Source organism: Niallia taxi, assembly GCF_004005475.1.
Classification (GTDB): domain Bacteria; phylum Bacillota; class Bacilli; order Bacillales; family Cytobacillaceae; genus Niallia; species Niallia taxi.
In genome coordinates this window covers 126166-146533 of sequence record NZ_RZTZ01000006.1, presented here as the reverse complement: position 1 = coordinate 146533, position 20368 = coordinate 126166, and the positions used below count along the sequence as shown (strand labels likewise).

Here is a 20368-nt window from a genome sequence, read left to right as displayed (position 1 = left end):
GCTGTATTAGTTTATGGACACAATTAGACAAAATCGAAAAACAGAGCATATTAACCTTGCATTAACATCACCATTTTCACTTAGTTCTGATTTTGATGAGCTGTCATTCATTCACCGTTCCTTGCCGGAAATAGGGGTGGATGACATTCAGCTCCAGACCAATATAGGTCCTTTAACGCTTGATTATCCATTTTTTATCAATGCGATGACAGGTGGCAGTGAGAAATCAGCAGTAATTAATGCATCTCTGGCAGAAGCTGCCCGGGATACAGGTATTGCAATGGCAGTCGGTTCTCAGCATGCTGCCATTCGAAATGAAGAGCTTGCACATACATTTAACGTTGTTCGGAAGAAAAATCCGAACGGTCTTGTATTTGCAAATATTGGGGCAGATGCACCACTCGATTATGCATTAACAGCCATCGATATGCTGGAGGCTGATGCGCTCCAAGTTCATTTGAATGTGCCACAGGAGCTGGTTATGCCAGAAGGAGAGCGTAATTTCACTAATATTCTTGCTAAATTAGAAAAATTATCGGTAAAACTGCAGGTGCCAGTTATCGTTAAGGAAACAGGATTCGGCATGAGTACAGAAACGCTCAGGCAGCTACATAATGCTGGTATTCAATATGTTGATTTAGGAGGAAAAGGCGGCACCAATTTCATTCATATAGAAAATGAGCGCAGAAGTAAACGCGATTTTGCGTATTTAAAAGATTGGGGCCAATCGACTGTCATTTCGTTGTTAGAAGCGCAGTCCGTATTAGGTGAGCTGACAATCATCGCATCTGGCGGAATACGTAATCCGCTTGATGCAGTTAAAGCATTCTCCTTAGGTGCTGCTGCTGCGGGAATTGCTGGACCATTTTTAAAAACTCTCCATGACCAAGGAATTGATGAATTAATAATGGAGCTGGAGGTTTGGAAGGAGCATTTAAAGATGCTGCTTCTTCTCCAAGGGGCGAAATCTCTTCCAGATCTCCAGCACTGTCCATTGATAGCAGGCGGGAAGGTTAGAGAATGGTGCGAAGTAAGGGAAATTGACTGGCAAAGTCTTGCGAGAAGGAAGCTGTAAGGAGAAGGAGAGTTTAATGAAATTTGAAAATGTCCTATTTCGTTTTTTTATCATTTGGTATATTTGCGGAGTGATTCTTCTCACCTTTGATCTGCTGCCTGCCTGGCTTGAATGGGCGAACGCTGTGTTTTTGATTTTAAGCGGCCTTTTGGCAATTGTTTATTTCTCTAAAGCCTTTGGAAGAAAAGCGGGATATGTAATCAGCATGGTTATTTTTCTATTTTCCTATATTGCAGAATTTATTGGCTCGTCTTATGGCATTTTATTTGGGGAGTATTATTATACCAATCGGTTTGCTCCTAATTTATTTGACGTACCAATTGCCATTGGTTTTGCGTGGCTAATGGTAATGGGGACATCACATGCCCTAGCAAATTCAATTTCAGCTAAAAAATGGATGCAGCCGATTATTGGTGCCTGTATTGCTGTGATTATTGATTTAGTTATCGATCCGGTTGCATTTAAACTGAAGCAATATTGGATTTGGGAGGAGGACGGGGTGTACTATGACATTCCATTCAGCAATTTTTTAGGGTGGTTTATTGTCGCACTTATCCTTCATGTATTTATCTTATTTTTCTCACAGGAAAAAAACATTCTATGGGAAAAGCGGATGTTTTATCTATTTGTCTTAACAATTACGATGTTTGTTTTGCTTGCAGCAACAGGTGAGCTGTGGCTTGCAGGCATCCTGACAGCTTGCTTGGCCGGACTGACACTATATGCTGCTAGAAGAAGGAAATCATCATGATTCATGCTAAAAAAGATGTTGTTTTTGAAAAACTTTTTTCTACTTTCCACAAGAGATTGCTTGCATTCTCTTTTGACAAAGTCTATTGGCAAGCACCAGGCAAATTGCACACAGGTCCTTGCATTTATGTCTGCAACCACTCGTCTTGGTGGGATGGGCTTATTTACTATAAGCTGACGAAGACCGTTATACAGCAGGATTTGTATATCATGATGCATGAACAGGGTCTAAAGCAGTTTCCTTATTTCAAGAAGCTTGGAGCCTTCTCAATTGACCGTTCCAGCCCAAAAGGAATAGTAAAAACTATGAGGTATGCTGAGATGCTGTTGAAAAAGGGGAAAAGTGTATGGATTTTTCCTCAGGGGGATGAATATCACCTGGAAAAACGTCCGCTGCAATTTCAGCCCGGCACTTTGTACCTGCAGGAGAAGCTTCCTGAAATACCTATCATACCGGTATGCTTCTACTATTCTTTTGCACACAAACGAAAGCCTGAGGTATGGATAAAGTCAGGTAATCCATTATTTAGCACAGAACTACATGGAGATACCAGGATGGAAAAAACATTATCACTTGAAAAGATATGTACAGATGCATTAGATGTAGTGAAAAACCAGGTGATCAGCGAAGAAACAAAGCACTTCGTAAACTTACTTTAAGGGGCGATGTCTAAATGATTCTTTTTTTAACCATCAGTCTCTTTTTATTTTTCCTATGGACATTATGGAATATGAGCGGATTGCCTAGTCTTCCAGCTCCTAATTTAACTAAAAAATTTCAGCCGCTTGTGTCCGTTTTGGTGCCATTAAGAAACGAAGCACGAAATGTTGCTGGACTAATTAACAGCCTGAGGTCCCTAACATACCCACATTTGGAAATTCTTTTGCTGGACGATGGGTCAACAGATCAAACTTTGCCCTTGCTGCAGGAAAAAACGTCAGGAGATTGCCGCTTTAAGATTTTAAGAGGAAGAGAGCTTCCGGCAGGCTGGGCTGGAAAGGTGCACGCCTGTCATCAGCTCCAGAAGGAAGCAAATGGTGAGTACATCCTTTTCATTGATGCAGACGTTCGGCTTAAATCTGAAGTGATTGAAAAGACACTTACACTGTTAAAAAAAGAAAAGGTTAAGCTGATAACCGGGTTTCCTTCCTTTGAGGTCCCGGGGATCCTGAGCAAGATTCTAATTCCGATGATGCATTTTGTAGTACTATTTCACCTTCCGCTCCATCTTGCAAATAAAAGCAAGATGCCTGCTGCAACGGCTGCCAATGGGGTTTTTATGTTTTTTGAAAGAAACGCCTATCAAAAAATAGGCGGTCATCGTACCGTCCAGACTTCCATAGTCGAGGATGTTCATCTGGCAAAACAAATGAAGATATCTGGATGCAGAGTCTGCTTGGCTAATATAAGTACGAACGTTTCATGTCGGATGTATGAGCAGAATAGTGAGGTATGGGAAGGGTTTATAAAGAATATTTTTTCAGGGCTTGGCCGTTCTGTCCCGCTGGTTTTGCTCTTAAGCGTTTTTTATGGCTTTTTTTATGTCCTCCCAGGGATTCTAATGGTGTATGGACTATCGATGTTCCGACCGCTTTTCGTGCTTCCCTATATTCTTATTGTTCTGCAGCGTTTGGCAGTAGACTGGAAAGCAAGTCAGCGTTTGTCTCTAGCCTTTTTCATGCCGTTATCTGCAGCAACATTAGTTATTATCATGAATGCTTCTATGTGGAGATGGATCAGGAAAAAGCCTTATAACTGGAAAGGAAGACAGTATTCATGAAGAAAAAAGTGTTAATCATTGGCGGTGGACTGGCAGGATTGTCAGCAGCCATAACGCTTGCCAATAAAGGATTTCAAGTAGAGCTGTTTGAAAAGAACAAGCATTTGGGAGGTAAATTAATGCCTGTCGCATTAGGAGATTATACGTTTGATTTCGGGCCGAATACTATCACGATGCCAGAGGTATTCCGGAAGGTGATTGAACAGACAGGTGAAAAGGCTGAAGACTACTTCCGAATGATCAAGCTTGAGCATCATACAAGAAATGTGTTTTCAGATGGAACCTCCTTTGATCTTTCAAGCAGCAGGGAATATATGCTGCAACAGTTAAATCACATTGATTCTAGCCATAAATATGATAATTTCTTAAAAGAGATTACAAGATTATATAAGTTATCAGCGAAGCACTTTCTGCCAAAAACATTTCATTCATGGCAGGACTATTTATCGCCATCACTTGGAGCTGCACTTATGCAGGTAAGACCGCTGCAAAGCCTGGACAGCTTTTTTCGGCAGTATTTTGCTCATCCACATGTGCTGCAGGCTTTTAATCGCTATTCGACTTACATTGGATCGTCTCCCTATAAGACTCCTGCCACATTTGCCATGATTGCTTATTTAGAAATGATTGGCGGTGTTTATTATGTGGAAGGAGGCAATGTTAAAATTGCAGAGGCTTATACAAAAGTTGCACAAAAGCTTGGTGCCAGGCTTTATGCTGATGCACCTGTCCAGAAAATCATCGTAAAAAACAAAAAAGCAATAGGCATTGAGCTTGAAGATGGGGAGAAAATACAGGGGGATTATATTATTATGAATGCAGATTTGCTTAAAGCCTATCCTGAACTGGTGAGCGAAAGCGACCGTCCCTCCTTTTCAGATTCAAAGGCAGCAGGACTGACACCGTCCACTTCAGCTTTTGTCGTGCTTGCAGGTGTTAATAAACGATTTTCAGAGCTGAGGCACCATAATGTCTATTTTTCAACTAATTATCAGCAGGAATTTATTGATTTATTCCAACATAAGCAATACAGCAGTGAGCCAACCATTTACATCAGTAACTCTTCCTATACAGAGCCTGGCCGTGCACCTGGGGGAAGCAATTTGTTTATACTGGCAAATGCTCCAGCTCTTCCTGCAGATGGGAATCTGCAGGTAAATCCAGAAATGTATAAAGAGCTTATTTATCAAAAGCTCTCAACCTTCGGACTATCTTTGAAGGAGAATATAGTGGAGGAAAAAGTTTATACACCCTCTGATATCGCTTCTCAATTCGGTGCATACCGTGGTGCGCTTTATGGTCTATCCTCCAATCGAAAAAGAGATGCCTTTTTGCGTCCTAAAAATGCGAGCAAGGATATCGCTAATCTCTTTTTCGCAGGTGGAAGCACACACCCTGGAGGCGGTTCTCCAATCGTAACATTGAGCGGCATGAATACCGCCAATTTAATTATGAATGCAGAAAAATAGCGATAAGGGTTAGAGAAGCGAGCTCCAGCTTGTTTCTTTAGCCTTTTTTGTTAGTGAAATACATGGAATTGCTGTGGCTGACACTATTTTTTAGACAGTAGGAGACTTTCCTAATAACTTGAAGCCTTATTTTTTCTTTAAAGTCGTCAGAATACTTCGAATAGACATGGTGAAATTTGAAAATTTTTAATTGTCAAGTACCTAAAAAAACAATTTTAGGTTGTATAAATGCCTAAACAGTATTTATAATTATATAGGTTATTAACGACATGAAGATTGGAGCAGAAGAGTTATGTCTTGGGACTTTTGGAATTATCTCGGCACTATCGCCTTTGCGATAAGTGGGGCGCTGATTGCTTCGGAAGAAGATTATGACCTGATTGGATACTATGCATTAGGGTTTATTACTGCTTTCGGAGGCGGAGCTATACGAAATTTGTTAATAGGGGTGCCGGTTTCGGCATTATGGGAACAAAACACATTATTTCTACTAACATTCCTATTGATTACGGTCCTGTATTTTATACCTATTCATAAAATTGTTAGTTGGAAGCATTGGTATTATTCATTTGGTCTAACAGATGCAGTGGGATTAGTAGCTTTTGCTATTCAAGGTGCTCTATACGCGAAGAATTTAGGATTGCCGGCAAGTGCTAGTATTGCTGCTGCCTTATTAACAGGTGTAGGTGGCGGTATAATTCGAGATGCCCTAGCGAAAAGACAGCCATTTGTTTTTAAATATGAATTATATGCTTTTTGGACCATTATTACAGGTGCATTAATAGGTCTTAACTTTATCAATGGCATAATTGATACTTACGTATTATTTATCATAATAGTTGTCTTAAGGATGTTATCCCTTCGGTTTAAATGGCATATTCCAAGGCCGAAAAGACAAGCATCTAATACGGAAAAAGCAGTATAAAGATACTAAATTATTCTAGTCGTTCAAAGCTTGTTTATTAGAAATACCACTGGAATAGGTATCATTGCTTCATTTAATTTCACTTATCTACAATATAAAGTTAAATGAATAACAATATAAACCTTATCGTGGAGACAGCTGCTAGTGAGCGGCTGTTTTTATATTGAAAAACATGTATAAAGGGTAAGCGTTCCTGCCATACATAATGTAAAAAATTTCCCTATAAACTTAAAATCTATATATTACCAATTTTTATTGTATAATATAAAATAATTAAAATAAAGTGAAGTCAACTATTAAGGAGTCTTTATGGATTTATTTACAGGAAAAGTCATATTAATATCATTGTTTTTATTGCTAATAACGATGATTGAAACATTAGCTTATTCGACCAGAATTTCAGGAGCTAGGGTAAAGTTGATAGCAACAGCCTTATCATTATTTAGTACATTGCTTATTATTTCTAGGTTTTCTACTATGTTTCAACAGCCTTTAACAGCAAAACTAATTGCTGAAGCACCAAGTATTAATCCAATGCACTTTATTGAAGAACAATACAGGGTGTTAATAGCAGTCACATCCTTTGGCGTATTATTAGGTATATTTCTATTTCCTACATTCATTAATATTTTTTCAAGAGGCATCGTGCAGCTCTCTAAACAAAGTGGTTCAGTTGTTGGGTTATTTTTAACTAATTTTAACAAAACTGGTATCAAAAAGGTGCTATTATGTTTTCGTTTGCCAAGAGTTCAGTATTTAAAAGGGATAACGCTCAAGACAATTCCTAAACGGCTTTTTATCATAAACGTAATTATTTCAGCCGTATTTACTATTGGCGTTTTATCTTCCATCTACGCGTCTATGTTAGTTCCTAAGGAATATGCCCCAGCTGCGTTAATGTCATCTGGTATCATAAATGGTATAGCAACAATATTACTTACGTTATTTATTGACCCGAAAGCTTCTGTTTTAGCAGATAAAGTCATGAAGAAACAAATAGATTACATTTATCTGAAAAGCTACTCTTTAACAATGATATCTTCTAAGTTTATCGGTACAATAGTTGCTCAATTACTATTTATTCCAGCTGCATATTATGTAGCTTGGTTTGTTAAGTTGATATAAAACAGGCTGCTAATGGCAGCTTTTTTTTGTGGGCAAGAAAATTCTAAGTAAGAATTTGCAACAACGAAGGTTAGTTTCATTTTGTTGACTTCTCGTCTGAGTAACAATTGGGCAATGTATAGGCAATTATTTGTATTTGCGCCCTGAAAGGAATGGAATAGATATATTGGTAAAGGGGAAAATAGAAGAAATATTTTTAGATGAGAGGACAAAATTTGTATGAAGTTTAGTCCCCCAGAAAACATAAAAAGATTAATTGATGAACAATACGTATTACTAGATAAAGCTCATTCACATTTACAAGACATTTGGGCAGATAATATTTTATTTTCCTTTGGATGGTGGACTTCGTTATTTATGACGATCATTCCTTGGATAATATGGCTTATCTTTAGAAACAAGGAGAGCAGCGCTAGGCTGTTATTAGCTGGACTTTGGGCAATGTTCATTTCCACCTGGTTAGACTATGTGGGGGTAACGCTGGGTCTATGGAGATATTATAATAAATTAGTCCCTCTAATGCCAGATTATATACCATGGGATTTTGCATTAATGCCAGTTACAATCATGTTTTTTCTCCAAATAAAAGCCAAAGCAAATTTACTAATCAAAGCAATTATTTTTGCTAGTATGACAGCATTTTTAGCAGAACCTCTCTTTTTAAAATTAGGATATACAAAATACCCAGGATGGAATCCGATTTTTTCCTTTCCTGGATTTTTAATAATATATATAATAGCTCATTTATTGGCTAATAGTAAGGCGACTAAGCCGCTGAGATGAACTCTAAGAGCTAGACAGTCATATCAACCTTGTGATTTATTTCTTAAAAAGTTTGTTTAATAAATAGAGTTTTCTATACAGTCGTGACCCAATAGGTAATGCCCCTCCGATTGTCCCTCCATTTAAATAATGAAATGAAACAAATATTCTTATTCTTATAGCTGACTGATAGTAATACTCAAATAATCAGTTTGAACAGGATGTTTTTGAGAAGAATTTAACGGCAGAAGAGAAATTAAAAGATAGAACTGAGATGTTTTTCTCCATATCAGATTAGAAAAGAAGGGAAATTCAAACTAATCTAGAATAAAGGGAGGGATTGGATAATTTAGGAATATATATATCGGAAATTAGGAGGTAATAATGAATATAAATAAAATACAGCAATATGTACCCTTGGATATTAGAAATTGGGAAAAAACTGACTTTGCACAATTATTGTATGAAATTTGTGATTCAGTTAAGCAATATACAAATGATGTCGTTGAAGTTCATCAAGTGGTTAAACTAGGTAAGTTCGGTAAGGATTATAAATTCCTTATAATTATCAATATTTTACAGGACCTTGATAACCTGGGACCTGCAGTTGAAGAATTATAAAAGAGGAATTGTTTGGAAAAGGAAGTAAAGTAAAAGGCTGAATTATTTGACACCGCATAAATAAATTGTTCACTTGATAAGAAACAGTGGATTTTAGAAGAAACAGAAGAATTTTAAAGATTTGTTTTATCTTTAGAATGAAAACCATTTAACAGACATACATAGTTGAAAATTTGGCAAAAACATTTAAGTGCCGTCAAACAAGTAATACCAAATTAAATAGATTCACGAAGGTGCGAGAATATCGCACCTTTTACTTTCCCTAGCCTATATAATGGAAGAGGCTAGGACAGAAGTGTGAAATCGTTATTTAAATTAGAAATATTACGTACTGAAAAAAGTCTTATTAGAAATGAGACATTTTTTTATTATAACAACAATCACTTTAAGTAAAAATAAACGACTAAATCAATAAGTGTAAATGTAAATATCAAACGTGGTTGAGAATAGATTACTTCTAATAATCGATTTTCATAAATTAAAGATTTTATTTTTGTATATAAATTTTCTTAAAGGATCTTCAGTCCTCCTTTCTTATATAGAGGGAAGGTAACTTTGGAATCTTACTAGTTGTATAAATGGATAAAAATGGGAACTTTTTTAAAAAAATACAGTCTAACAATATAGAGGAAATTGAAAAGCGAACTTTTCTTTTGCAATGCATATTTTTAATCATTGAATAGAAGGTAGGGTCATTAGGTGGGAAAAAAGAAATATGTAATCCCGGTTATTGTTTCACTTATCGTTTTTCTTTCAGTGGTGTATGCCTATACTTCTAGTATTTCTATTTCTGAGAAATCGGAAAATGGTATGTGGAAATACACATATAAAATGAATCTTGATGCAAGTGAGCCAACTGGCTGGCAGGGAAAAATTAAACAGTTAGATAAACAAGAAGTAAAAGTGGAGAAGTTGGAATTCAAGGATAATGGCAAGACAATTACAGATACAGATATATTTAATGAGGGAAGAGATATAGACGGTTCTGTTACAACATTTCACCCTTTCTCTACTGAGTTTTTTTGGGAGACGGACCAATAAAGGGACATATGTACCAAGTTGTTGTTACATGGAAGAAAGATGGAATATTTCATATGGATACGATTGACTTAAGGTAAGGCATTGGCTATGGAAAAAGTTTAGGAAGACTTGAGGTGAGTGTAATCTTTAAATCTTATATATCGCTATTAATTAAGTTAATGATAGTTGGTGGTTGCTTACAGAAAGAAGCTGTACTAATAAAAGTAAGTATGAGGAAATAGTCCACACTGAAGACTCCTTAGCATTTCCAGTCGTTAAATGGAATAACCAGATTTACAGAATAACAAATATTAATGTTGATACGATAAAAGAAAAAATCGGTGAAATTCAACATTCTTCAACCGAAGAAATGATGAATACTCCTGATAACTATTCGAGTTACTTTAAGAAAGGAACAACTCTATGGGCAATAAAGGGGGTTAAAATCTCAAATGCCATCGCAATTAAAGGCGGAGACAACTATATTAAGGCAATAGCAGAATAAGCGTTCTGCAGACTAATTAAATCCTTGCATTTATTACATACGTGGTAGCATTTCCTCACATTAATGTGGCAAGATAGTAAAATAAGGGTGTTTACTGGAATGTAAGTGTTATGACTAAATTAAGATAGTTTTTACTTATAAGGTAAGAGGTGATTGTTTCATTGAAGATTTTAAAGCAAGATTCTCAGTACATTAGGTCTGTGAGTCTTAAAAGAGACCAGATTTTATCCTATGACAAGTTTCCACTTAATTTGCCTGTTATTCAGAACTTAAAAGAATTAAAGCTTCATCCTAATGTTACTTATATTATTGGTGAAAATGGAATGGGAAAATCCACTTTACTTGAGGGAATTGCCATTGCATTAGGATTTAATCCGGAAGGTGGCACATTAAATTTTAATTTTTCGAGTTATGACTCCCACTCGAATTTAGATGAATATCTCCGTTTAGTTAAAGGAGCAAACCGAGCAGAGGAACACTTTTTCTTTAGAGCTGAAACCTTCTATAATGTAGCAACAAATATAGAAGAATTAGATAAAGAAGAACCTGGTTTTGGTCCGAAAATTATAGATTCCTATGGCGGAAAATCACTGCATGAACAATCTCATGGGGAATCATTCTTTGCCGCATTTAACGAGCGTTTTCAAGGAAATGGTTTATATATTTTAGACGAGCCAGAAGCAGCCTTGTCTCCTTTAAGGCAAATATCGATGCTAGCAAGAATCAACGAACTAGTTTCTCAAGGATCTCAATTTATTATCTCTACTCACTCACCGATAATTATGGCTTATCCAAATTCTAAAATATTCGAGATTACAGAAGAAGGGATAAGTGAGTCGACATTAGAAGACACTCAACATTATTCCATTATGAAGCAGTTCTTTGAAAATAAGGATCGTCTACTGCACCATCTTTTCATTAGAAGTGATATAAGTTATGTTGATACCTAAATAAGTATAATTAGGATTTGGATTCTGTGAGATTAAGGTAATTGCTTAAATAGGGTCTTTATTGAAGAGTTAAAAGATCCTGAAGGAATGGTGAGAAGTGTTAATCAAACATTGATTAATGCTTCTTTTTTCTATTATTAAATACGATACTTTCTGTCCAGCTTCTTATAAAAACATTGTTCCGCCTTTTAGAAAAATCAATAGTAATGAAGGGCAGGAAGGAATTGCGAAAGACAACATAGAATAGAGGAAACAAAGAAAGTGTTTAACTTAATAATTACACAGGAGTCAAGGGAAATGAAAATTAAAAGAATAGATCACATTGGTGTAATCGTTCATGATCTTCCAGCAGCGAAAGAATTTTTTCGCGATTTTGGACTTGAGGTGAAGGGGGAGTGGGAGATGGAAGGAGATTTGATGGGATATGCAACTGGCCTTGATGATGTGAAAGTAGCGTGTGTTGGAATGGGAGCAGCAGACGGTCAGACGTGGCTAGAGCTAATCAAATTTTATTCTCCTTCAGCTGAAGATATTCAGCAACCCTTAGCAAACACACTTGGTATCCGCCATATAGCTTTTGCTGTTGAAGATATTGAAGCACTTATTTTCAAATTGAAGACAAAGGGCACTTATATCTTTAGTGAGATACAGCAATATGAAGAAAGTTATAAATTATGCTACGTTCGTGGCCCAGAGGGAATTATTTTGGAGTTGGCTGAGGAAATGAAATAAAAAACTTAAATTAAATTAATCCGACATTTGTCTTGCTATTGCTGCTGAGATTTAGAAGAGGGGAATAATGGTATATATATTTATGCATCAGAATTAGAAAGTAGTATGTTGCATACACAAGTTTTGTAAGTTCTTAGTTAGTATAACTTTAAAGAGGATCAAAAACGGAGCAGCATCAATATTATGCTACTCCGTTTTTTTACAATTCGTTAAAATCGTAGCTTTTAATTCTGATAATTATGTCCTCAAAGCTAATTTTGCAGCGGTACTCATTATTCTTGAGGAATCACTTTAATACTTATTTTAGTAATATATTCTTCTTCATGTTTTGAAACCAAGGAATGAAGTAGGTACTCTTCATAGGCATCCCCAGCTATAATTAATTTCTGAGATGATATTTCCTTTAACAAATAAGAATAAGCATTTTTTATATTATCATACGACCCTTGATAATAATAGATTGCATACAAACCAGCAGGTTTCTTAATAGTTCCTGGTCCTTCCATCCGACAAAATAAACAATCAGCTTGGAGATAGTTTTCATTTAATAGGTTGTTCTTATTTAGGACGGAACCAAATGATGCTCCATTTACGCCTACTTCTATCAAGAATTCATCATAGATATGTGATAAAGCTTCCACAGAGGCATCCCAATCAATATTCTTCGATGTACTATATAAGACAGATTCTGCAGGTAGCTCTTTTAGTATCAACTCCCCTATAACTACTGTCTGCAACTCATTTGTTATTTCCATCAATCGAGAAAGAAATAATTGATTCTCTTTTAGCTTATTAATCTCCATTTCAATATTTTCCACTTGTCTTGAAGCAAGTTCATTCAATCTAGTAGAGGAGGGTGAATCAAAATAAGATTTCAACTCTTTTATGGGAACGTTCACGGAACGAAGTGATTGAATCGCACTAAAGGTATCTAGTTGCGGTAAAGTATAATACCGATAGCCGTTTGAGTGTATACCTGCTGGATTAAATAAATTAATTTTATTGTAATACAGTAAAGTATCTTTTTTAACTCCAAATAAATCTGCAAATTCTCCTGTAGAAAATGTTTTTATATGATTATTTTTCACATTATTAAATCCTTTCTTTACTATGGAGTTACTCCACACTTTATAATAACACTCAGTAAAGTGAATTTCATTTTTAAATAAAAGGATTGGTGTTGAAATAAATGAAGGAACTTCTAAAGAATAGGGTATTTCTAATCGTACAGGGGGCAGACCTGTTACAACAGATTGGAATTTGGACTCGTAATATGGCTTTGCTTTTTTATATTATGGAAATGACAAATAACAATCCTACTGCAGTCTCCTTGCTAACAACATTAGAATATTTACCAATATTTATATTTTCTTTAATTGGCGGAACATATGCTGACAGATGGAACCCAAAAAAGACTGTGGTCTATGGAGATGCATTAAGTGCTCTTTCCATGCTATTAATATTAATCCTCATCTCTAATGGAGTTTGGCAATCTGTATTTGCAGCAACTGTGATATCTGCAATTATTAGTCAGTTTTCACAGCCATCTTCGGCTGTCCTTTATAAAAAACATATTCCAGTAAATTTAGTGGGAAGTGCTATAGGGATCAGCCAAAGTTTAATGGCGATATTTACTATTTTAGGCCCGATTTTGGGAACATTTATATATACACAATTGGGATTAGAAACATCTATTTGGACGCTGTTTGTAATATTTACCATAGTATCTGGACTACAATTATTTTTACCAAAAACAGTGAAAAACAAATCAAGAAACGAAACAAAATCGGCATTAATAGATGTAAAAGAGGGCCTTATATATGTATTTAAGCATAACAATTTAAAATTTATTGCGTGTATATTTTTTATTGTGGGTATTTCCTTTGGAATTACCCAACCGTTAGATGTGTTCTTGATAATGGAAAGGTTAGGTTTACCAAAAGAAACTGTTCAGTGGTTTGCTGCTGCAGAGGGAATAGGCATGTTGCTCGGGGGCGGACTTGCGGTGACATTATCATCATTTGTTGAAAAAAATAGCAAATATATCCTAACAACGACAATAATAGCTATTTCTCTTATTACCATTATTGAAATAATGTCATTCTGGCCATTGTTAACTGCAGCTGCTCGGATATTATCAGGACTTTCTGCAGCATTTATTCAAGTAATATTTAGTACAATGATGATGAAGGAGGTTGCTGCTGATTACATTGGAAGAACAAATGGTATTATAATGCCGCTGATGATGGCAGGTTTGCTTTTGGGCAGTGCTAGTTCAGGGTTTATAGTCCTTAAAGTGGATTTAATTGGTGCTTATATTTTTGCAGCCATGTTGACACTTTCATGTATTATTTTGACAAGTCGGCTTCAATTAAAAAAAGCTGCTCCTAGAACTAACTAATATACGACTGCACATGGGTAAAGTTATATTCTAAATAAGCTAAAAGTCTAAAACCCATACCTCTTTTATAGGGTGGGTTTTAGACTTCTTTGATATTGCCAATTGACCTTTTTCTATGTAATTCTTAAAAAAATCAGCAACATCTATAGCAAAATCAATTTAACACGCAAAAAAGGGCTGTCCTAAAAGGCAGCCCTTGTAAATATTCAACCTTTAAACTATCGTTGCTTCTGGATTTTGATGGAGACTGGTTCAGGTCTGTCGCAGGTACTTTCCATCATATAATGTCTGCCGCTATCTGAGGAATCATGGAAACCATGCATTGCTTCTAACACATGATAGGCTAACTTGCCATTTGCTCGAAAGTGACTGCCTTCAATAATTGCTTGAGCCATATCTGCCACACCAAGTCCTCTACTGTTTTGAGCGTGCCCGTATTCAAGTGGTACCTCTTTAAATTCATTTTCGTCACGTTTTCTAAGCTTAACAGGTCCGCCAAAGGTGTTTGGATCAGGAACTAGTAATGTTCCTTCACTTCCGTATATTTCAATAGGTGGAAGGGATGTACCGCCAATTGCATCAAAACTCGTAGTAATGTTTCCAATTACTCCTGAAGAAAAATCAATCACACCTGCGATATGAGTTGGTATTTTCACATCGATTTTAGTGCCTGCTTTTGGTGTGCTTAGCACCGTTCTTTCAGGATAGCTGATTCGTGTGAACCCTGATATTCGCTTAATTGGTCCTAATAGAGCAACCAAGGCTGTTAAGTAGTATGGTCCCATATCAAACATTGGCCCACCGCCGACATCATAATAAAAGGCTGGGTCAGGATGCCAATGTTCGTGACCACGGCAAATCATAAAAGCAGATGCTCCAATAGGCACACCAATTTCACCTTGCTCTATTAAATGAATCGCCGTTTGAATACCAGCACCTAAGAAGGTGTCAGGCGCACTGCCAACAAGGAGATTTCGTTTTTTTGCTGTTTCTAAAATTTGACTGCCTTCGTCGCGCGTAACGGCCAGCGGTTTTTCCGTATATACATGCTTTCCTGCTTCAAGCGCTTGTATACAGACAGAGGCATGTGCTTTTGGTATGGTTAAATTAATTACTAGTTCAATTTCCTGATCATTCAGGAGCTCCTCTACTGAACAAGCTTTAGGAATATTATACTTTTCAGCTTGAGAATCGGCCCGCTGTAAATCTAAATCAGCACAGGCCACAACTTCAAGATGGGGGAATTTTGGACAGTTTTCCATGTAAATAGAACTAATATTTCCACATCCAATGATGCCAACTTTAAGTTTTTTCATAAGACTCCTCCAGATTCAGTTTAAAGGTTTTTTATTGGCTGTCTCCCATACCAGTATAGGTACGTACATTTTTGTAGGTCGAATTTACAGCTGAATTCTCGGCCTGTGCCTTTCCAGAAGCGGCCCATAAAAACCCTCGACGCATAATAAGGGAGACTTCCGGCATTGCGACAATATTTGCCTGATGACCTAATGAATTGTAAAATACATTTCCGTGTCCCCAGCGTTTTGTCCAGACAACTGGCATATCGATTGCTTTGTTTGCAGAATGAGGACCATCAAACACTGGGAAACGCGTAGTTGCTAACACTTCTACAGCCGGATCATAATGAAGATAATATTGCTCACTTACAACTTTAAAATCAGAAATACCTTTTAATAGCGGGCTGGAGGAGTGTTTAATGTTAACAGTATAGTCCACCCCGTCATTGCCAGGATGAGCGACCCAATTTCCTCCTGTCATAAACTGCCAGTCAACATTGTTACGGAAAGAGTCACACATTCCACCATGACAGCCAGCTAAGCCGACACCTGCAGCCACTGCTTCAGAAATATTTAAGACGTACTTTCTTTCAATTTGACCCATTGTCCAGTGAGGAACAATTAAGTCAAATGTCTTTAGCCTTTCCTTATCTGCATAAGAATCTAGTGAATTTGAAACCTCTACTTGGAAGTTTTCTTCTTCCAGAATTTCTTTAAAGATGTCTGCTACTTGTTCAGGCTGATGGCCATCCCATCCGCCCCAAACAATTAAAGCCGATTTTTTCATAGTTCCACCCCACACTTCCGTAATGTATTTTAAACTTCAGATATTCGTATCCATTGACGTTTCTCAATCGATAAATCAACCGCTTCCAATACTTCTTGACACTTTACGCCATCACGGAAGTTTGGAACAGGCTGACGATTCTCGCGAAAAGACTCCATAAGTTCTACTACTTCGTGAATAAATGTGTGTTCATAGCCAATCGTATGTCCCGGGGGCCACCAATTTTGAGCGAAAGCATGGCTTGGATCAGTCGCTAACACTCGGCGAAATCCCTGTACATCCTCCTTGTCATCAGTAAAATAAACCTGCAGTTCATTCATTCGCTCAAAGTCAAAAATAACACTGCCTTTACTTCCGTTGATTTCAAATGAATTTGTACAACGATGACCTGCAGCATAACGAGTAGCTTCAAAGCTTCCTAATGCCCCATTGGCAAAACGAGCTAGGAAGAGGGTAGCATCATCCACTGTTACAGGCGCTTTCTCATCACTATTGCTGCCTTTTGCAGTTAAACCGGACATTTGGGAAGGAATTGGCCGCTCTTTAATAAAGGTTTCACTCATACCAATTACTTCTGTCATATCACCAATAAGGTAATGGGCCAAATCAATCAAATGAGCTCCGAGGTCTCCGTGTGAACCTGAACCGGCAACTTCCTTTTGCAATCTCCAGGCAAGGGGAAAGTTAGGATCGACAAGCCAATCCTGTAAAAAACAGGCCCTGAAATGATAAATTTCACCAAGTCTAGCATCATCCAGCAGCTTTTTCGCCAGCATAACAGCAGGAGCAAAGCGATAGTTAAAGCCAACCAAGTGCTTTACCCCAGCTGCCTCCACCACTTCCAGCATTTCTCTAGAGTCCGCTAATGTAAGCGCTAACGGTTTTTCGCAAAAAACATGCTTGCCTGCTTTTGCTGCAGCAATTGTTATTTCTTTATGTACATCACTTGGTGCATTGATATCGATTAAATCAATATCGTCTCTTTCTAATAAGGACTTCCAGTCAGTTGTATATTCTTCCCAGCCAAATTGTTTGGCGGCAAGAGAGACAGCTTTTTCATCACGACCGCAAATGACCTTCATTTCAGGATGAATGATATCCGGGAAGAACATAGGAAGATCCTGGTATGCATGACTGTGTGCCTTCCCCATAAATTTATAACCGACCATTCCAATTCTAATTTTCTCCATAGTATTCTCCTTTGATAATATTAGACTAGGAAAGATATAGAATGATAAACAAATCATTCCCGCTCTTCCAATCTTAAAGCATTAAGAAAAAGCGGTAATACGAATTGTCACAGCAGTGAATAGGGGGATACCCGCGAGAAATAGACAAATCTTATTTAATGTATGTCTATTATTGGTAAATGTATCACTTTTTCATTTGACACAACAAGATAAAACTTATATAATCCTAGACAAAAATTATCCTATTAGGAAAGGGTGAATCTACCATGTTATTATATGAGTCCCACCATTTTGATTTCATTTCAAACTATGATTCTGCCAATTTAAACTTTCCTAGCCATCTCCATCGTTGTTTTGAATTAATCTTTGTCGTAGGTGGTGAAATGGATGTCATGATTGAACAAAAAAACTATCATTTACATACTGGACAATATTTACTAATTTTACCGAATGAAATTCATTCCATTGCGACAGTATCACAATCCAGAGCCAAAATATGTATCTTTTCACCCGATTATGTAACGACCTTTCAAAGCATGATAGAAAATCGTTCCCTTGAAAACCCCGTTTTCGACCTTTCTGTACAGGCAAAAATGCTCGTTTCTAAAACACTCTTTAAAGATGACTTCAACCTTTTAGAACAAAAAGCCAGTCTTTACTTATTATTAGCCGAGCTAATGGCACAAACGACCCTCATAAAAACAGAAAAAAAAGACTCAGCTTTACTTCACACCCTGCTAACCTACATACAGGAACACTTTACAGAACCTATTACTTTACAAAGTATAGCCGTCACACTTGGATATAGTTATAATTATCTTTCCAAATATTTTAATGCCCATGTTAAAACATCTTTTACCGAGTTTTTAAATGATACTCGTATTAGCTATGGTTGCCATCTGCTCAGAACAACAGAAAAAAATATAACGGAGATTGCTTATCTTTGTGGATATGAAAACATACGCTCATTTAATCGGAACTTCATCAAAAAAACATTATGTACACCAAAAGAATACCGACATACACTTCCAGCGCTTTTAGTTAGTCAGCAACCCATTCATAATAAAAAATCCTGAGAGAAACTAATGGCAGCTGAATATAAGTTAAAAGATATAAATTACATTATTTTTTTAAACTGTTTGATTAAGGTTATTTATCACTATTTTAATTACAGAGGACTTACAAAAACTTTATAAAAAAATCCAGAGAAAGGGTTAGGTTCTTATTAACTGCATCCTTTCTCTTTTCTGCATGTTTGGATAGAAAGGGAGATTACCACATTATTTAATACACAAAAAAGTCATAGAATTTAGTCAATTAAGACCAAAAATTACGTAGTAATATCGGACTTTTTCGGAATGTTCAAAAATTCAGATGAAGAAGTATGTTACATTTTTATTGAACAACTTGTTACTTTTTAGGTAACTGTTCAAGTGAAGAATACCTATAGGATTAATAACCTGTTTCACATTTGAATAAATTCGACTGAGTGGAAAATGCTATATTTAAAAGAAAAAAAAGAAAACCTTTCTAATCTCCCATCCTGTTTCGTTTATTATCTTTTTAAACGGACAAAATATATGGTACAAAACATAAAGAAGTTGGAGAAAAATGAATAGTAAAATAAAGATTTTCACAAAACGACTATCTGCAGCTCAGTTAATTGTATTTTATTATTTAGTAGCTGTGATGGTTTCAACCATTTTATTGCTGCTGCCTATCACTCAAAAAGAGAATACAGAGCTCGCATTTATTGATGCCGTATTCATATCTATCAGTGCGGTAACTGTTACAGGATTATCTACGGTAGATGTGAGTCAGCTCCTTAGTGTTCCCGGTACGTTTATTTTTGCAATCATCCTCCAATTTGGTGGAATTGGGGTGTTGGCTTTCGGTACAATTCTTTGGCTTGTATCTGGAAAAAAGATAGGACTTAGAGCAAGGATACTTATGACGACTGAACAAAACAGCCCGACTTTTTCTGGAATTGTTCGGCTCATTCGAATGATTTTCTTTGTTTTTGTTATTGTTGAGCTATTTGGGGCTGTTGTTTTCGGTACCTATTTTTTAAAGTATTTTTCTACATGGCAAGAGGCTTATTTACAAGGTTTTTTCGCCTCTGTAGCTGCAACGACAAATGCTGGTTTTGATATTACAGGAAAATCTCTTATTCCGTTCGCAGATGATTATTTTGTCATCATCATTAATATAGTACTCTTTATCATCGGATCACTTGGATTTCCAGTATTAATAGAGGTCATTCAGTGGCTCAGGCATAAGCGAAAAAGCACATTCCAATTCTCCTTGTTCACTAAAGTTACAACCGCAACTTTTTTCATTCTGATTGTGATCGGAGTAGTTTTCTTCTATTTGTTCGAGTACAGTCATTTCTTTACAGACAAGAATTGGCATCAATCCTTTTTCCATTCCTTGTTTTATTCCATATCTTCACGGACTGGCGGAATGGCGATTAGCGATGTGAACGAGCTATCCGTACCAACCATTTTAATGCTTTGTATTTTTATGTTCATAGGGGCATCTCCAAGCAGTGCTGGTGGTGGGATTAGAACAACGACTTTTGCTGTGATGCTTTTAACCATTTATAATTATGCGAAGGGCAATAGAACCATAAAAATATTCAAAAGAGAGATTGAAGAAGAGGATATCATCAAGTCTTTCATCGTATTCACAACAGGGATGATACTTTGTGTTTTGGCAGTATTCATACTTGCCTATTTCGAAACAGCCTTTTCCTTAATGGAGATATTATTTGAAGTTTCCTCTGCGTTTGGTACCGTTGGCCTTTCGCTTGGAATTACACCAGAATTGAGTATTATTGGCAAGAGTGTCATCATGATTTTAATGTTTATAGGGAAAATCGGAATGTTTACCTTCTTGTTCTTTATGGGAGGGAAACCAATGAAACAGCCTTATAACTATCCAAAAGAGCGCATCATTATAGGATAAATATAATGCT

The 20368-nt window shown here is 36.5% G+C and carries 20 protein-coding genes; 16 read left to right on the top strand and 4 right to left on the bottom strand.

Features of this window, described 5'->3' with window-relative positions; genetic code table 11:
• Positions 1–13 precede the first annotated feature (13 nt).
• From fni to EM808_RS16245, 13 genes are all read left to right on the top strand, one after another.
• Positions 14–1075: a type 2 isopentenyl-diphosphate Delta-isomerase gene (gene fni / locus EM808_RS16305; protein WP_127739276.1), complete on the top strand. Its 1062-nt coding sequence runs from the start codon at positions 14–16 to the stop codon at positions 1073–1075.
• 16 nt (positions 1076–1091) lie between these two features.
• Positions 1092–1826 (top strand): carotenoid biosynthesis protein, encoded by a 735-nt coding sequence (locus EM808_RS16300; RefSeq protein ID WP_127739275.1) that lies wholly within the window; start codon positions 1092–1094, stop codon positions 1824–1826.
• A complete protein-coding gene (locus tag EM808_RS16295) occupies positions 1823–2485 on the top strand; it encodes a lysophospholipid acyltransferase family protein (protein ID WP_127739274.1) in 663 nt (220 codons plus the stop codon). The genes EM808_RS16300 and EM808_RS16295 overlap by 4 nt, the downstream gene beginning before the upstream one ends.
• A gap of 14 nt (positions 2486–2499) precedes the next feature.
• Positions 2500–3606, top strand: a complete 1107-nt coding sequence (locus EM808_RS16290; RefSeq protein WP_127739273.1) for a glycosyltransferase family 2 protein — start codon at positions 2500–2502, stop codon at positions 3604–3606.
• Positions 3603–5075 (top strand): phytoene desaturase family protein, encoded by a 1473-nt coding sequence (locus EM808_RS16285; RefSeq protein WP_127739272.1) that lies wholly within the window; start codon positions 3603–3605, stop codon positions 5073–5075. Before EM808_RS16290 ends, EM808_RS16285 begins: the two co-directional genes overlap by 4 nt.
• Positions 5076–5367: 292 nt before the next feature.
• Positions 5368–6000, top strand: a complete 633-nt coding sequence (locus EM808_RS16280) for a trimeric intracellular cation channel family protein (RefSeq protein ID WP_127739271.1) — start codon at positions 5368–5370, stop codon at positions 5998–6000.
• A gap of 309 nt (positions 6001–6309) precedes the next feature.
• Positions 6310–7125, top strand: a complete 816-nt coding sequence (locus tag EM808_RS16275) for a lipid II flippase Amj family protein (RefSeq protein ID WP_127739270.1) — start codon at positions 6310–6312, stop codon at positions 7123–7125.
• A 219-nt stretch (positions 7126–7344) separates the two neighbouring features.
• Complete coding sequence (locus tag EM808_RS16270) at positions 7345–7908, top strand: CBO0543 family protein (RefSeq protein ID WP_127739269.1); 564 nt, start codon at positions 7345–7347, stop codon at positions 7906–7908.
• Between the two features lie 363 nt (positions 7909–8271).
• Positions 8272–8508, top strand: coding sequence for a hypothetical protein (locus tag EM808_RS16265; protein ID WP_127739268.1), 237 nt, complete (start codon positions 8272–8274; stop codon positions 8506–8508).
• Positions 8509–9207: 699 nt separating this feature from the next.
• On the top strand, positions 9208–9549 hold the full coding sequence (locus EM808_RS16260) for a hypothetical protein (protein ID WP_127739267.1): 342 nt from the start codon (positions 9208–9210) through the stop codon (positions 9547–9549).
• A gap of 172 nt (positions 9550–9721) precedes the next feature.
• Positions 9722–10033, top strand: coding sequence for a hypothetical protein (locus EM808_RS16255; protein WP_127739266.1), 312 nt, complete (start codon positions 9722–9724; stop codon positions 10031–10033).
• A 161-nt stretch (positions 10034–10194) separates the two neighbouring features.
• Complete coding sequence (locus EM808_RS16250; RefSeq protein ID WP_235856629.1) at positions 10195–10983, top strand: AAA family ATPase; 789 nt, start codon at positions 10195–10197, stop codon at positions 10981–10983.
• Between the two features lie 297 nt (positions 10984–11280).
• Entirely contained in the window at positions 11281–11715 is a 435-nt protein-coding gene (locus EM808_RS16245; RefSeq protein ID WP_127739265.1) for a VOC family protein, read from the top strand.
• Between the two features lie 272 nt (positions 11716–11987).
• On the opposite strand, the gene EM808_RS16240 is transcribed toward EM808_RS16245, so the two are convergent.
• Entirely contained in the window at positions 11988–12803 is an 816-nt protein-coding gene (locus EM808_RS16240; RefSeq protein WP_127739264.1) for a MerR family transcriptional regulator, read from the bottom strand.
• A gap of 101 nt (positions 12804–12904) precedes the next feature.
• Here EM808_RS16240 and EM808_RS16235 point away from each other — a divergent pair, with 101 nt between their 5' ends.
• Positions 12905–14116: an MFS transporter gene (locus EM808_RS16235; RefSeq protein ID WP_127739263.1), complete on the top strand. Its 1212-nt coding sequence runs from the start codon at positions 12905–12907 to the stop codon at positions 14114–14116.
• Between the two features lie 218 nt (positions 14117–14334).
• Here EM808_RS16235 and EM808_RS16230 read toward each other — a convergent pair whose 3' ends face one another.
• From EM808_RS16230 to EM808_RS16220, 3 genes are read right to left on the bottom strand one after another with little or no spacing between them, the layout of a single operon-like run.
• On the bottom strand, positions 14335–15432 hold the full coding sequence (locus tag EM808_RS16230; RefSeq protein WP_127739262.1) for a Gfo/Idh/MocA family protein: 1098 nt from the start codon (positions 15430–15432) through the stop codon (positions 14335–14337).
• A 31-nt stretch (positions 15433–15463) separates the two neighbouring features.
• Positions 15464–16201 (bottom strand): ThuA domain-containing protein, encoded by a 738-nt coding sequence (locus EM808_RS16225; RefSeq protein WP_127739261.1) that lies wholly within the window; start codon positions 16199–16201, stop codon positions 15464–15466.
• Positions 16202–16230: 29 nt separating this feature from the next.
• Positions 16231–17391, bottom strand: coding sequence for a Gfo/Idh/MocA family protein (locus EM808_RS16220; RefSeq protein WP_127739260.1), 1161 nt, complete (start codon positions 17389–17391; stop codon positions 16231–16233).
• A 266-nt stretch (positions 17392–17657) separates the two neighbouring features.
• Between EM808_RS16220 and EM808_RS16215 the strand changes: the two genes are divergently transcribed.
• Together EM808_RS16215 and EM808_RS16210 are read left to right on the top strand one after the other, a co-directional pair.
• On the top strand, positions 17658–18467 hold the full coding sequence (locus EM808_RS16215) for a helix-turn-helix transcriptional regulator (protein WP_127739259.1): 810 nt from the start codon (positions 17658–17660) through the stop codon (positions 18465–18467).
• 535 nt (positions 18468–19002) lie between these two features.
• A complete protein-coding gene (locus EM808_RS16210) occupies positions 19003–20358 on the top strand; it encodes a TrkH family potassium uptake protein (RefSeq protein ID WP_127739258.1) in 1356 nt (451 codons plus the stop codon).
• Positions 20359–20368 lie beyond the last annotated feature (10 nt).

Excerpts from the sequence above, each read along its gene's own strand:
- EM808_RS16290 (WP_127739273.1), top strand. The coding sequence starts at position 2,500 with ATGATTCTTTTTTTAACCATCAGTCTCTTTTTATTTTTCCTATGGACA.
- EM808_RS16215 (WP_127739259.1), top strand. The coding sequence starts at position 17,658 with ATGTTATTATATGAGTCCCACCATTTTGATTTCATTTCAAACTATGAT.
- fni (WP_127739276.1), top strand. The coding sequence starts at position 14 with ATGGACACAATTAGACAAAATCGAAAAACAGAGCATATTAACCTTGCA.
- EM808_RS16300 (WP_127739275.1), top strand. The coding sequence starts at position 1,092 with ATGAAATTTGAAAATGTCCTATTTCGTTTTTTTATCATTTGGTATATT.
- EM808_RS16270 (WP_127739269.1), top strand. The coding sequence starts at position 7,345 with ATGAAGTTTAGTCCCCCAGAAAACATAAAAAGATTAATTGATGAACAA.
- EM808_RS16275 (WP_127739270.1), top strand. The coding sequence starts at position 6,310 with ATGGATTTATTTACAGGAAAAGTCATATTAATATCATTGTTTTTATTG.
- EM808_RS16235 (WP_127739263.1), top strand. The coding sequence starts at position 12,905 with ATGAAGGAACTTCTAAAGAATAGGGTATTTCTAATCGTACAGGGGGCA.
- EM808_RS16285 (WP_127739272.1), top strand. The coding sequence starts at position 3,603 with ATGAAGAAAAAAGTGTTAATCATTGGCGGTGGACTGGCAGGATTGTCA.
- EM808_RS16265 (WP_127739268.1), top strand. The coding sequence starts at position 8,272 with ATGAATATAAATAAAATACAGCAATATGTACCCTTGGATATTAGAAAT.
- EM808_RS16225 (WP_127739261.1), bottom strand. The coding sequence starts at position 16,201 with ATGAAAAAATCGGCTTTAATTGTTTGGGGCGGATGGGATGGCCATCAG.
- EM808_RS16210 (WP_127739258.1), top strand. The coding sequence starts at position 19,003 with ATGAATAGTAAAATAAAGATTTTCACAAAACGACTATCTGCAGCTCAG.
- EM808_RS16220 (WP_127739260.1), bottom strand. The coding sequence starts at position 17,391 with ATGGAGAAAATTAGAATTGGAATGGTCGGTTATAAATTTATGGGGAAG.
- EM808_RS16230 (WP_127739262.1), bottom strand. The coding sequence starts at position 15,432 with ATGAAAAAACTTAAAGTTGGCATCATTGGATGTGGAAATATTAGTTCT.
- EM808_RS16245 (WP_127739265.1), top strand. The coding sequence starts at position 11,281 with ATGAAAATTAAAAGAATAGATCACATTGGTGTAATCGTTCATGATCTT.
- EM808_RS16295 (WP_127739274.1), top strand. The coding sequence starts at position 1,823 with ATGATTCATGCTAAAAAAGATGTTGTTTTTGAAAAACTTTTTTCTACT.
- EM808_RS16280 (WP_127739271.1), top strand. The coding sequence starts at position 5,368 with ATGTCTTGGGACTTTTGGAATTATCTCGGCACTATCGCCTTTGCGATA.